Below are 13763 nucleotides of genomic sequence, written 5' to 3' on the forward strand. Positions count from 1 at the left end.
TTTATGTATTATTTCTTTCTGTGGGTTTAATGATCATTCTAAAATATTGGTCCTTGTAGATGTAATATCCAAGCCAGTTGTACAGCGTTCGCACTTTATTTTTAAAGTTCACGAGCCCCATGATGTGTACAAAGATCCATATAAGCCATGCACTAAAGCCTTTTAAGGACTGTTTCTGTCCAGGGAAATCCAACACGGCCTTGTTTCGGCCAATGATGGCCAGGGAACCTTTATCGGTATAGCGGAACGGTTTCCAATCTTGGCTTTGCCGTTTTAAATTATCAGCTAAATTTTTTGCTTGTTGTAGCGCTGGTTGTGCCAATTGTGGATGTCCGTCTGGATAGTTTTTATCCCCAACGACCAAAGCGCAGTCTCCCAGAGCATAAATATTCTTGCAAAGATGCACTTGGTTGAATTTATTCGTTATCAGCCTTCTACCGGCGCCAAAGCTGTCTTTTGGAAATCCCTCAAAGGTTTTGGCGGACACGCCCGCAGCCCAAATCAGGTTTTTGGATGGAATTTCGGCGCCATTGGACAATAGAACTGTTTCCCCATCAAAATCCTTGACGAGAGTGTTCATGGTGAGTGTAACGCCCAATTCTGACAGTTTTTTGGCGGTATAGGTTTGGGCACTTTTAGACATGGCTGCCAAGACGGAATCTTGTCCATCAATTAGGTGGATTTCCCCAAGGTCTTTCTCTAGAAGTTCTGGATAATCCTTGATGATGATGGTAGTCTTCATTTCTGCCAATATGCCTGAAAGTTCAACCCCCGTAGGTCCTGCACCTGCAATGACAAAGGTGAGGTATTTTTTTCGTTCCTCTATGTCATCTATTCGGGTAGCGCGGTCCAATCGGGTCAGGATGACATTTCTCAGGGAAAGGGCATCACTGATCGTTTTCATAGGCAGGCTGTACTTTTCAATGTTGCCATTTCCAAAAAAGTTACTTTCCGTCCCCGTTGCCATCACCAGAATGTCGTATTCCAGCTCCCCGTTGCTCAAGAGTATTTTGTTTTCTTCGGGTATCACACGATCAAGGGAGCCCAACCGAAACCTAACATTCTTTAACTTGCGTAGGATCTTTCGGAACGGATAGCTTATGGCTGATGGTTCCATAAAGCCTGTGGAAACTTGGTAGATCAAGGGCGGGAAGAAATTGTAGTTGTTGCTATCCACTAAAGTGATATGGTAAGCATCTGAATTCCCCAATTGTTTTACAAGTTCCAGACCTGCAAAACCTCCGCCTACCACAACAATTTTTTTAGTGTCTGCCATGTTCTGATCCTTTCCCTTATTTGCGTAATACAAAGGTGGTCAAACGAAATTCAATAAAAATTAAGCTGGTTTAAGAAAATCACTTTTTTTTGATTTCGCTCAGGTATTCTGGAGTTAAGCCAAGAAAACTGGCCAACACATATTGGGGCACACGTTGCACAAATTCCGGGAAACTATTCCGAAAACTGAAGAACATTTCCTCCTTGGAAAGACTATAGATGTATTTGATGCGCATGAGTGCCGCTCCATAGGCCGTCTCAAAAATGGATCTGTAGTATTTCTCCATTTTCGGGAATTTTTCCAGCAGTTCTTCATACTTTGAAAAGGAGATGGACAAAACCGTTGATTTCTCCAAAGTTTCTACATAAAAATTGGAGGGTCTTTGGTATTGAAAAGCCAGAAAATCGGTCAACCACCATGTCTCCATGGCAAACTGGGTGGTCTTGGGGTTGCCCAAATCATCAATGAAATAAAGTTGCAAACATCCTTTTGCCACAAAAAATAGCGTATTGCAGCGTTTTTCTGCATGGAGCAATTTTTCTTTTTTGCGATAGGATCGAACTTCAAAAAAACGTACTATTTCCGATAATTCCTCTTCAGAAAAGTTGACATAGCTGTTGATGTGTTCCGTTAGAATCTGTTCGCTCATGGATTAGGGCATAACAAGCGTAAAGATAAGCATCTGTTAGTTGGGTTTTCTAATCTTAGGACGATAAGGTCATCAATCTTGAAGAAAAAGGAGAGGGGAGTAGTGCATGTAAATCAAGTAACCAACAAGATTTCACCTAAAGGTAATGGCGGAACAAATAATAATTTTATGGAAAGCCTAGTGAATCGATTACTTCTTTAGCTGTTCCAGCCTATTGGCGGCGTTTTGGTTCTGGGGATTCAATGCCAAAGATTTTTCAAAACTTTCAATGGCCTTCTCTGTATTGCCAATGTACAGATATCCCTCCGCTAAACTGTCATAGAGATTGGCAGAATCGGGAAAAAGTCGTGTAGCCAACAAAAACACCTCTATTCCTTGCGAAGATGTTTTTGGGTTGAAGACCAATTGTAGCCCAAGCGTGTTCAAATTGCCTTCCGGGATGGTAAAAGCAGGATGACTTTTTACTATGGAGTCATACAGTTGGGGTAGGTTTTTATAGTTTTGGATTGAGGCCAAGTCGTTGAAATCCTGAAACGTGTAGGCTCTTTTTTCCGATGGTTTGATGCTTTGGGTTATCAAACCATTGGCAACTCCATTTTCAGAAGGGTTATTTTCAATAAAATGTAGGGCGTTATCATCCTTTTTTAGCACGGCATTCAAAAATTGTAAGGCGTAGACCGAAACCCATTTATAGGATTCCATGATCTCTGAATCGGTTTTGTCCTGCCTTTTGTCCCTATCGGCAAATAGAACTCCCAATGTGCTAAAATAGCTGTGCGTGAGGTCATGGAACTTCAATCGGTACGAGGTAGCTTGGGTAATACTGTCGTACAATTGGAACTTTGTGTTGAGTTCAGCATCGATGTTGTCCTCTTTCAGGACGGTACCTGGAATGTCTTTCTGTGCCATATGGATATAGGGCACATCTATTTTTGCGGCGTCAAAAAAGTGGGATTGCTCCAGTAGTGCGTATTGATATCTTTCCGTACCATCCAGACTTACAATGGCTTTGATATTATCATTTCTATTTTGCACGATGATATTGGATAGCCCCCCAAAACTAAAACCCATTAAGGCAATTTTATCATAATCTGCCATGGAGAGCTTCCCTGCTTCCTTCAGTAGAAATTCCATATCCCTGGCCTGGGCTTCCATTTCCTTGGCGTTGTTATTGCTGAACCAACGGGTCTTTGTACCGCGACTTAGGCTGGAGATTACCACAAAGCCATGACTTGCCAAATATTCGCAAAGAGCGAAGTTCTCTATGGATGAAGCTTGGAAACTTGGCGCATAGACGATTACTGGAAATTTTCCTTTTGCAGGTTCTACTTTAGTGTAAGCCGTTGTTTTTTCTGCAAGGTGTTTTTGATTGGCAGGGGTGTTACGGTAATAAAACCAATTTAAAATCTGTTCATTGGGCAAATGCTCCCATTCCTCTTCCTCTTTTAGGATTTCAAGGTAATCCAGAACCTGTAACGGTTCCTTGCCGTCTGCAATTTGCTCTGCGGGATACCACAGGCTTATGGAAATGGGACGGGCCATTTTTTTGTTGGTAAAATCCATGGCCCTGCTGTATGTTCTTGTACTGTCTAGGGTGGTATAGTGGCGAAATCCCATCGAATATTTTCCATTTTCAAGGTTGATTTTATCAAGCGAGGTTTGGGCAATGGCCATACTGACTTGGCAAAGCATCAAAATTTGTAGGATAGCCCATCTCATACTAGATTGGTTATACAGTTCCTTAAAGATACAGGAAACCATTTTTGGTCTTCAAACTCAAACAGATGTATTCTTTCCATGTGCTTTTCTATTGGTCAGCCTTGTTTTGTCCATTTTACACATACGGCAGATATCTTGTCCAATTCCAATCGTTTATTGGATAGTTTTATAAATCCATTTTTGAGATAAAATTCTAATGGAGATTTATAAATTTCCCCATTCATCCTTTTATCGTTGTTATGGTCAATTACCCAACCATTGAGCTCATTTTCTTTTTGTTTGGCAAGTTCCAATATTCGAGTCCCAAATCCTTTTCCATGGAGTTTTGAATCTAAAATTATAACAAACCATTTAGCACCATCCCGGGTGAAGTCAAAATACCAACCCTTTATTTTTTTATTGGAATCGATTAAAAGAATATGGGATTTTCTGGAAAGGCTTTTGAGATAACCTTCAAACGCCTCCATCGATTCATAGGCTAATTTTTTTGGATATTCATTGTTCCACAGCTCAAAAATTTCAAGCTTTTCAGGCTTTGATAATAAAGAACGTGTGATGAGTTCCATTGGTGGTGTTCGCTTTAAGGGGCCACAAGAATCTCCTATATGATTTCGTGGCGATGATATCTATAAAGCTGCCGTGGCGGGGTGTGCAGGAAATGTATAATTATTTTGCCGAAGTCTAGCTGTTTTTGATTAGTCTTATTAGTTATGTTGGGCACACCAGCACAGTAGTTTATAGTAAGTGTATTGTTTAATTTTCATTTAGTCTCAATAATTGACTTGCCATTTCACTTAGCTCGATATCCGAATGATAATAGCTCTTTAGAATTGACTTAAATTCTTGATGTTGGTAGTACTGTTCAAAAACATTCTTTTTTTTCATGATCAATTCATGACTTAAACCATGCTCGTTCAATACTTCTTTTGTGGCCAAGCCGCTCAAGTAAAACATTGCCGCATGCCATAATAGTCTTGGCTGTTGTATTTCCATTTCTTTGGATTTTGTAAATATGGCCATACGGAATGGCGACTTTCTTGTAAAAAGCAAATGGGAACTTTCATGAAATACAAATTCAATAAAGATGCTAGAGTTCATCATGGGGTCTATTGAGGAAACAACAATATTGTCATAGTCTGGGGAATAAGCACCAGCCCAATTTCCATAAGTTGTTAAATCGATTCTAACAACTCCTTTCCATTTTAAGTTTGATAGAGCTTCCATTTTATGGATGACCTTGTTTTCAGTTTTTTTAATCAAATCGATGTATTTGTCCAACAGCTCACGATTTTCTTTTTGGTGTCTTTGCCAAAAATGACTTTCATATAATGGTTTTAGCTGATTTAGGGCTTCGGTAAAATCTTTTGAATAGGTGGTGTCTACAATTTTTTGGTCGATTGGCTGAGCCTGAAGCCATTTGAATATCCGTCCCGATTTTAGAAGTTCCTGATCAATGATTCTTTCCGCATAAAAGGCTACCCCTTCATCAAACATGTTTTTTTCTTTGGCTGTTAGTCCAGCGATATTCAGGCTGTCTCCAATCTCATTAAAAACCAATCCGTCTTCCGCCAACTTGTCTCTTTGCCTATTGGAGGCTTGTTCATAGAAAAAGTGGTGGAGGTTCATCCACATATTGTTGTGAAATGAAAAATATTGTGTTTGATAAAGTACATCAACTAAAATATTCTCTTGTGCATTCATAGTACTGCAATAAGCAATACACATTAATCTGAGTAAGCTTCTTTTCATTATACTTTAATTTAACTCAACGGTTTCGTCTTTGATGGGTTGTTGATTTTACAGCAGTAGATGTCTGATTGAAACTAAAGATAGTTGATTGCTAAATTTTCCAAGCAAACTTTGGTCAATAGCAAACCGATAAAATAAATTGTAGTTATACATTGTTGTGGATAGTGTTTTTTTTATCCGTTGATAGAATTGCATAATGAAAATTGTCGCTCCAACCATTTTTGAGCGGAAGCACTTTTCTTTTTCTTCCCTCTCTTGTCATTCCGACTTTCTCCAAGACTCGCACACTCCCAATGTTATCCACTGCGCACCCTGCCTCGATTCGATGTAGGTTCAGTTCGTTAAATCCAAATTCTAAAATCCTGTTTAGCGATTCCGTTGCATAACCCTTATTCCAAAAGTCCGGGTGCAATTTGTACCATACTTCTGCAATTCTAAATTTTGGTTTTCCGAGATTCAAAGATATCAGTCCAACAAAATGTTCGTTTTCCAATAGCTCTATTTTGAACGTCAAACTCCCATTTCTTTCCGAATTGTTTTTTTCAATCCACTCTGTAATTATTGATTCTGTTTCGCTGATATTTTCGGGAATGCCAAGCGTATTGAATTTGTCGGTTTCAGGCAAAGAGTGGAGTTGGTGGATATTTTCCAGATCTGCATTGGTAATCAGGCTCATTAAAAGTCTTTTTGTTCTCAATTTATTGTCCATTCCAAATATTTTCTCCGCATCACATACAACTGTCAAGGCTACAAAATCTGGTTGTCAAGCTTTTAAAGCTAGGAAAAAAATCTTTTGATAGGAGAGGCTATGAATCTTAGCCTTTGCTGTAAAACGTTTTTATTTTCATTCCAAGCTTATTTTCTCCAATTCAATATCCAATCCGTTAAATATTTTGACTCTATATATCTATGCATTGATTGTAAATCCCCTTTAAGTTTCTCTTTTCGTGCAGGTGAATTTCAAATAAAAATTTGATTTGGGTGTAAAAGATAATATGTTGAAGCAACTGTTCTTAATGATTTATGCAATCTGGATTAAATAACTGTAACAGATCTTTGTTTTCATTGTCCTTAAAAACAAAACAATGGTTACACTCCGAAAAATAGGATTACTATCGATTCCCCTAACCTTTGTACTGGCTGGAGTTGGTATGATTTGGTTGCTTAGGGTAGAGAACGCATCCGGGCTTTTTTTTGATAAGCTAATAAGTAATCGAAGTGATTGGCTGGGAGCGCATGTTATTTTATTATTAAGCACAGTGTTCTTGCTTCCTGCAGCGATAAGCATCCGCCTTACTTTACAACATAGAATAGTTGGAAAAATAGCAACAGGTCTAGTTGTTGTAATTGCTTTAACAAGTGTTTTGTTAGCTGGACAATACGCTATTGATTTTGTTATGCCATTGCTTGCAGATGCAGGAGGAGAGGCTATACAAGTACATGGTATGCTTTACAATACTCCTTTAATAGACACTTTGTTTTATAAACTGCCTAACATGGTTTTTTTGGCTTTATTTTTATTGACCTGTACTTTGTTTTGGAAGAAAAACATGCCGAATAAAATCACTATTGTTCTATTGATTAACTGGTTGTTGGTGTTGATAGGGAATTTAATAGATCCCTTATTTCAACGGATAGCTATTGTATTTTTGGCTTTTTCTTTTATTCCTTTTGTGTATTTTATTTGGAAGCACAATAAACAGATTGTCGGATAACCACCCGCTAAACATGGTTGCGGGATTTTTAAGAAAATATAGCAATCGTTCAACAATGTCACAAGAGGGTATCGTCCCTGTTGATTTTATGTCACTGTTAGCCAAGCAGGTATCAAAGAACCGTTAGGCGTATTGGGATTGAAAATTTCAGAGTCAAATTAGTTTTGGCTATGCTGCTGACAGTTTTTTTGCTATTGAATGTTCGCTGACATAATACTATAGCACACTTTGATAAAGGATTTTATCGATAAGCCAAGAACCGTTCTCTTTTACAAGAAACAAATAATCACATCCCTTACTGTTTTTTGCCCAATACATGTCAATTTTAACTACTGCTATCCTCTCTTGGACATCTAAAATTTCGATATCAATTTTAGACTCGGGCATGATTCCTTCTGTATTGTATGAAGAAACCCATTGTTTGATTTCATCAATTCCAACTGTGGAGAGATCTAACCATTTTTTGGATTCATGATCGTAAATAAATCCGGTTTTGGTTGCATTTTTGGCAAAGTACGTATCTATCAGGTCTGTATTGAGCTCTTTAAAGGCTTTAGGATACATTTTGGATACTTCGGTAATTTCATTCTGATTCATTTCTTTACATTTTTAAGTGATAATGAACCAAAGGTCTGAGGGGGATATGACAGCCCTATGTCAACTAGGCTTGGGAACTTTACAATTATTCTTGAATATTAAAATGGCAATTTCACTTTCAGTAACCTAAGTTCCAGTAAAAGGGCTACAGAATTTAAAGTAGGGACTTTTCGTTTAGGAGTTATGTGGGAAATTTGGGGAGGTTTCTAGACTGTCTCAAATACAGTAGAAGGGAGGTGGAAGCAATGAACTATAGCTGTTGTTAGCTTACGTTTTTTATTTCTCTTAAATATGACCTTATTTCAAATCCGTCCTCAAGTTCGTTCTTCAGTCGGTCAAATTCTTCTTTGTTTCTTAAGATTAGACCAATGCTCATTCCCACAACTCCATAATTCTCTTCAGTCAAATACATTCCATTAGATAGCTCTATATGAGCACGTCTTTCTTCGTCTGATTCATTTTCATAAAAACAATAATGTATGTCAACAATGCTTTGTCCCTGAATCTTTTCACGTTCTTTTCGATTAATTCTTTTGGCTTTTTTATAGTTTTTTTTAGAATTCTCTAATCTTGAATCAATTGAAATTTTTTCAAGGTTATGATAATGAGGTAAATCAATTATTTTTCCGTTAGAGAGTTTTAAATATGAGGAGGAAACTTGAAATCCGTCGGTCAAATCGTAGTGATATTTAATCTTGTCAATTTTATGATTTATTATCTCGTCTGGATTCATTTTTAAATTGTTGCCAACGGTCACGTGTATGAGTAGTAGCGGATTTCTACTCACAAACCTTTCGGTTTGGTACAGACCTTTATTTTGCGTTTATACTTTTGATTTATCACTTTCGCCCCAATTGTTTACAGCCATTGTTGCCTGCTGGCTTTTATTTAATAGTGTGATATTTCTTCCATAAATTTTCGAGCAGTTTCAATCTCGGGGTCATTTATTAAATCTTTTATTAAAACTTCATTAACCCATTTCGGTCCATGATTACCAACAGATTTTACAAAACTTTCAAGTTCGCCAACTTCTACAACAAAGATATTTTTCGATTTAAGATTTTTCATTAAGTTTTCATAAGCTTGAGTTGCTTGCCCACTCGGAATAAACAATTTCCCAACTTGTTTAGCATGAGCCCAAGCAGAGGCCTTTTTTAATGATTTCCCAATGGCTGAAAGTTTTTCTTTAGGCATTATTTTTTCACTCACTGAAACAAAGATATTATCAATTTCTTCTTTTAATTCTTTTGTCTCTAGTTCAGGCCTTTTAGATTCTATAGCTTGTTTGACAACTTTCCAATCCTTCTCAATGTCTTCCCACTTTCCTCCTGATTCTTCATAAATATCTTTTAAAGGATTTTTGTCATTTAACACATCAAAATCACAAATAGAGCTAACAGGAACATTTAATTTTTTTAATGCTTTTATAACTGTGGGGATTCGGTGTTTTCCACCACATTGAATAAACAAAGAATCCGAATATGTCTTTCCTTCTTTTTCTTTTACGGCGGAAAGAACCGCCGAGTAAAATCGTGAATCAGAATCACTTTCACAAATAATTACATTTGTATGAAATAGTCCATCTAGAATATTAGAATGTCTTAATAACGAATCACTCCATATTGAATCGATTTCGCTACTATTTAGTGAGTTCACAGTATTAATACTTCCGTTTCTTTGGATTCTTATAATTTTTAAGTTTTTAGAACTACCTTCCAACAACCCTTTAAGAAAATCTAAACTATGCGTGGCAAGGAATAGTTGAGTGTCAGATGGTAAATCAGTTGATAACATTTTACCTAAAAGCCTTGCTTGTGGTGGGTGCAGAAATGCCTCAGGCTCATCAATAAACAATAGATTTTGATTTCCTATAAAAGCATTAAGTAAAACACCAACAAAACTTCTCATACCATCTCCTTGCTCATGTAACAAATCGAGTTTTTCTAATTCGATTTGATAGGATTCAGAAAGCCTATCTTCACCACTTTTTATTTTTGGCGCAGTACCAACATAAAGAGGGACTTCATTACCCGCATTACGATGAACAATTAAATCTAAATCAAAAGCTTGCTTAAAGTATTGATTAAATTGTTTTTCAATTTTATCAGATTTTTGAAGTACGTTTATTGGATGCTTAGGCGATTCTGTAGTTAGTTTAATATTTTGAGCTGGATTAGCAGCTCTAAGTCTTTCTTCTGTGGTTAAATTTTTTGAGAAAACAACTGATAGATTATCTATGCCTGAGGATATATTATTCCACCATCTTGTAGCTGCAGGTTTATAGATGTCATATCCCATGCCTAAATAGTTTGGTTCTGGGTTTGAGGAATATCTCTTTTTTGAGATACTTTCTAAATAAGAAATTAAGTCAGAGTCTGAGCCGCTTTTAGAAAACTCTATTTTATTGATGACTTTACTTTTTGTATTTTTCGTTTTCAAAAAGTTAGATGCATCTTTTAATGAAGCACTCTTTCCCGAGTTGTTTGGACCTACGATTACAATGATATCATTATTATCAAATTCAATAGTTGTATTATCACTAAAAGTTATTTTACTAATCCAAATCTTCGGCTTCATATTTTTTATTGGTTTTTTTAGCTTGCAGGCAACTTGTTCATATAAGCATAAAATACATCTATATACCCCCAATATAGGCATAAAACCGATGAAATAGATCATCCTTTATTTCTACCCGACCCTTTAACCCATACAATTCCAAAGAGTTATCAACCGCATACATTTAAAATGTATATTTGCCTTGCTACACTTATCAGTTTCGCGGTGACCAAATGTTTTTTGTTCAATTTCTTAATCTTCTGTTATGCGAAACAAGGAAAATCAAACCAACTGCCCCTGTTGCACGCAGGGCGGTACCGAAGATGAGGTGAAAATCACCCCCAAAATTTCCAAAATGCTAAGTCCAGCTCAGGTACAACTGTTGGACTACACCCATTATCTGGATGCCCCGGATTTGGTCAATGCCCTAAAATTGGTGCACGATGTTACCATCTACCATTCCCATGAACTCTTGGATGAGGCCGAGAAAGATGCCCTGTTCAGTGTAAAAGGGCTTTGGGAGTGCATTGAGCGCATTAAGGAGTAATTACTAGGAGTTAGGAATTAGGAGATAGGAGATAGGGTTGGGAATTAGGAGTTAGGTGGTGGGTTGGAGAAAGAAAAGGGCCGCAAAACATCAGATATCTGACGTCTGATTTCTGATATCAGATTTCAGAGATGTTTTGCGGCCCTTTGGTATGGTATGTTGCAGGGTTACATTTCCCAACCCTCACGGTAGGTGCGGGTAACAAACTGGTTGGCATCCTCAAAGTTGGTGACCTTCATGTTGTCTCCGTCCCACAGCAACTTTTTACGTCCGTAGAACTCCATGTTGCCATCGCCGTTGGGGCGTTGCAGCATATAACTGCGTATGGCCAGGTTGCCCATAAGCACGGTCTCGGTCATGGGGCCGGCATACTCAAAGGATGAGGTAAGGCCCATATGCTCGGGGCTTCCGTATCCTGCTTTGCAGGCATCTACCCATTTGCGTTGGTGACCGTATTCAGGTTCCGGCATGTCTTCCACTTCCGGCCCAAACTCGGTGGTACCATCGTTCAGGTACAGTTTGGGCGTCAATGGCGAACTGTCGTTGATGTTCGTGGAAATGACCCCGTTCTCGCCGTGGATCAACACGCCGTTATAACTTCCCGGACCTCCAATATCGCTATCGGCAGGGATGATTTCGGGGTGGGAGGGACGTATGCCCCCATCGCTCCAGGTCATGGTCAAGGGTGCCCCTGTTTTTTCGGTGGCTTCGTAGTTCAGGGTGATGAACGAGGTGGCCGGACATCCTTCTGGGTGGTAATCGGGGTTCCACATTTGGGAGAACACCGTGCCCACGCTACATTCGGCGGCAGTGGGGTAGCCCAGCTTCAAGGTTCGGTAGGGGATATCCACCAAGTGACAGCCCACATCACCCAAGGCGCCGGTTCCGTAATCCCACCATCCACGCCAGTTAAACGGATGAAGGTTGGGGGTGTAGGGTTTCAACGGGGCTGGGCCCAACCAAAGGTCCCAGTACAGATCGTCCGGTTTGCTGCCAGCATCTGGCTCGGGCATGGCATACCCTTGTGGCCAAACGGGTCGATTGGTCCAGATTTCCACCTTGGTGATCTTGCCCAGTTTTCCGGAATCTACCCATTGTTGCACCATACCCAATAACGGATTGGAACCGCCTTGGTTCCCCATCTGGGTCACCACTTGCTTGTCACGGGCCATTTGGGTCAGGATACGGGCTTCGCGGATGTTGTGGGTCATAGGTTTTTGTACGTATACGTGCTTTCCGAGCCCCATGGCATAAGCCGCTGCAGGGCCGTGCACGTGGTCCGGAGTACTTATGGTAACCGCATCTATGCCCTTAACCTTGTCCAGCATTTCGCGATAATCATTGAAAAGTTTTGCTTTGGGGAATTTTTTTACGGTATTCTTGGCAGAGCCGGAAAAATCCACATCGCAAAGGGCCACCACCCGCTCGCGACCATCTACCGATGCATTGGCAATATCACTGGCTCCTTTACCGCCCGAACCGATGGCCGCCAAATGCAGGCGATCACTGGGGGCCAAATAGCCTGGGCCGCCCAAAACGTGGCGTGGAACGATAAAAATACTGGAAGCTAGCGCTGTGTTTTTAATAAAACTCCGTCTACTGGAGGGGGTTGGTTTTTCTTTCATTGTTTGTTGAGGTTTGACTTAGATTAATTTTCCCCAACAAGATAGAAAAAATAGTGCAGCGAATGGTTTGGTTTTTTGTGATGTTAAAGTTGAATTTAAGGAAATAGAGCAATGAAGGGTTTTGTCATGTACCGGTGGCATTAGTGTTTTTCAATTTCATAAATCATTTCTTTTGCCACAATTGCTGAAGAAGGAAGGAACATGGTCGTCACAATCCTCTGGTCGATTACCACGTCGTGTTTATCGTTCAAGTCGCTTTTGGTTTGAAACAGTGCCCCATTTTCCCTCAATTGGTCCTCTAGCATTATGGGCAATAAAGTTCCTTCTTTGGCCCAGCTTTTGGTAACCTCTGTCGAATTTGGAAACCCGGTTACTTTTTTGTCCTTAACCATATAATCACCATTGCTAAGTTTTACATTTGCGAAGGCACCGGGACCATGTCCACAACCTCCAACTATTCCGCCGTTTTCGTAAATGTTGGCTATAATTGGCAGTAAATCTTCGTTTTTGGCCACATCAAACAGGGGGCCATAGCCACCACCAATGAAAACTGCTTTATAATTTTTAGGGTCAACCAAATCGGGTGTTAATGAACTTTCAACCTTGCCATTAAAATTCTCATACTTGATGGTATAACTGCTTATTCCGACAGGATCCATTGAGAAAGGCACTTTTCCGCCTGTTGGCGAAACAAAATCCACTTGATATCCGTGGGAAACAAAAATATGGTAAGGGGGAGCTACTTCCCAAAGGTTGTTCCCTGCAAAGTGCTTTTCAGGGTCTCCCATGTCTTCTGTATTTGAAACTATGACCAGTATTCTTCCCTTTTCATTTTGGTCATGGTTACAAGAAATAAAAAATAATAATGTCAATAATGCTAAGAATGCTTTCTTCATTTTTTGATTGATTTTTATATAGGTCAACAAATCGATGGGAATGTTACAATTTTCCAGAATAATGCCAATCCAAAAAATATGATTCTTTGTAATGAATCATATTTATCCTTGACAAAGTTCGGTGAAAAAACATGATATTGAAATGTAAGTATTTGATTTTATGTAAAGTGTAAACACTATTACGTTATTTGTGTCATTTCGATATGAGGCACAAAGTGCCGATTGAGAAATCTTTTAAGTTGATTAGATTTCTCACACTCGCATAGCTCGGTTCGAAATGACAAGGGAAAATTAAAGAGTTGTATTATTATTCCATACTGGAAAATCCAAACTCCCCATTTTTTAAACTACTTCATAAAGGGTATGCATGGAAGATGTTTGTCATTTCGAGTGAGTCCCGAAGCCTTTCGGGACGACAAGAAATTTTGCCTTTT

At 39.0% G+C, this 13763-nt stretch carries 13 protein-coding genes; 2 read left to right on the top strand and 11 right to left on the bottom strand.

Features of this window, described 5'->3' with window-relative positions; translation table 11 throughout:
* Nucleotide 1: 1 nt before the first annotated feature.
* The 6 genes from ACP14V_RS07830 to ACP14V_RS07855 all read right to left on the bottom strand — a co-directional run bounded on the left by ACP14V_RS07830 (nt 2) and on the right by ACP14V_RS07855 (nt 6102).
* Nucleotides 2-1276 (bottom strand): NAD(P)/FAD-dependent oxidoreductase, encoded by a 1275-nt coding sequence (locus tag ACP14V_RS07830; protein ID WP_272610057.1) that lies wholly within the window; start codon nt 1274-1276, stop codon nt 2-4.
* Nucleotides 1277-1355: 79 nt separating this feature from the next.
* Nucleotides 1356-1925: a Crp/Fnr family transcriptional regulator gene (locus tag ACP14V_RS07835; RefSeq protein WP_272610058.1), complete on the bottom strand. Its 570-nt coding sequence runs from the start codon at nt 1923-1925 to the stop codon at nt 1356-1358.
* Between the two features lie 189 nt (nt 1926-2114).
* Nucleotides 2115-3644: a dienelactone hydrolase family protein gene (locus ACP14V_RS07840; protein ID WP_272610059.1), complete on the bottom strand. Its 1530-nt coding sequence runs from the start codon at nt 3642-3644 to the stop codon at nt 2115-2117.
* A gap of 95 nt (nt 3645-3739) precedes the next feature.
* Nucleotides 3740-4210: a GNAT family N-acetyltransferase gene (locus tag ACP14V_RS07845; protein ID WP_272610060.1), complete on the bottom strand. Its 471-nt coding sequence runs from the start codon at nt 4208-4210 to the stop codon at nt 3740-3742.
* Between the two features lie 187 nt (nt 4211-4397).
* Entirely contained in the window at nt 4398-5393 is a 996-nt protein-coding gene (locus ACP14V_RS07850) for a hypothetical protein (protein WP_424988073.1), read from the bottom strand.
* Between the two features lie 145 nt (nt 5394-5538).
* The gene (locus ACP14V_RS07855) at nt 5539-6102 is read right to left on the bottom strand and encodes a GNAT family N-acetyltransferase (RefSeq protein ID WP_272610062.1); all 564 of its coding nucleotides are present in this window, start codon (nt 6100-6102) and stop codon (nt 5539-5541) included.
* A 376-nt stretch (nt 6103-6478) separates the two neighbouring features.
* Between ACP14V_RS07855 and ACP14V_RS07860 the strand changes: the two genes are divergently transcribed.
* A complete protein-coding gene (locus ACP14V_RS07860) occupies nt 6479-7108 on the top strand; it encodes a hypothetical protein (protein ID WP_272610063.1) in 630 nt (209 codons plus the stop codon).
* Between the two features lie 216 nt (nt 7109-7324).
* Here the strand turns inward: ACP14V_RS07860 and ACP14V_RS07865 are convergent, their stop codons facing one another.
* The 3 genes from ACP14V_RS07865 to ACP14V_RS07875 all read right to left on the bottom strand — a co-directional run bounded on the left by ACP14V_RS07865 (nt 7325) and on the right by ACP14V_RS07875 (nt 10282).
* A complete protein-coding gene (locus tag ACP14V_RS07865) occupies nt 7325-7705 on the bottom strand; it encodes a nuclear transport factor 2 family protein (protein ID WP_136566957.1) in 381 nt (126 codons plus the stop codon).
* A 262-nt stretch (nt 7706-7967) separates the two neighbouring features.
* Nucleotides 7968-8438, bottom strand: coding sequence for a hypothetical protein (locus ACP14V_RS07870; protein ID WP_272610064.1), 471 nt, complete (start codon nt 8436-8438; stop codon nt 7968-7970).
* A 155-nt stretch (nt 8439-8593) separates the two neighbouring features.
* The gene (locus tag ACP14V_RS07875) at nt 8594-10282 is read right to left on the bottom strand and encodes an ATP-dependent nuclease (RefSeq protein WP_272610065.1); all 1689 of its coding nucleotides are present in this window, start codon (nt 10280-10282) and stop codon (nt 8594-8596) included.
* Between the two features lie 244 nt (nt 10283-10526).
* Here ACP14V_RS07875 and ACP14V_RS07880 point away from each other — a divergent pair, with 244 nt between their 5' ends.
* A complete protein-coding gene (locus tag ACP14V_RS07880; protein WP_272610066.1) occupies nt 10527-10808 on the top strand; it encodes a hypothetical protein in 282 nt (93 codons plus the stop codon).
* 167 nt (nt 10809-10975) lie between these two features.
* Here the strand turns inward: ACP14V_RS07880 and ACP14V_RS07885 are convergent, their stop codons facing one another.
* Together ACP14V_RS07885 and ACP14V_RS07890 are read right to left on the bottom strand one after the other, a co-directional pair.
* The gene (locus tag ACP14V_RS07885; protein ID WP_272610067.1) at nt 10976-12433 is read right to left on the bottom strand and encodes a Gfo/Idh/MocA family protein; all 1458 of its coding nucleotides are present in this window, start codon (nt 12431-12433) and stop codon (nt 10976-10978) included.
* A 140-nt stretch (nt 12434-12573) separates the two neighbouring features.
* Nucleotides 12574-13329: a type 1 glutamine amidotransferase domain-containing protein gene (locus ACP14V_RS07890; RefSeq protein WP_272610068.1), complete on the bottom strand. Its 756-nt coding sequence runs from the start codon at nt 13327-13329 to the stop codon at nt 12574-12576.
* Nucleotides 13330-13763 lie beyond the last annotated feature (434 nt).

The sequence above is a fragment of the Flagellimonas alvinocaridis genome (genome assembly GCF_965248585.1).
GTDB classification, from domain to species: Bacteria; Bacteroidota; Bacteroidia; order Flavobacteriales; family Flavobacteriaceae; genus Flagellimonas; species Flagellimonas alvinocaridis.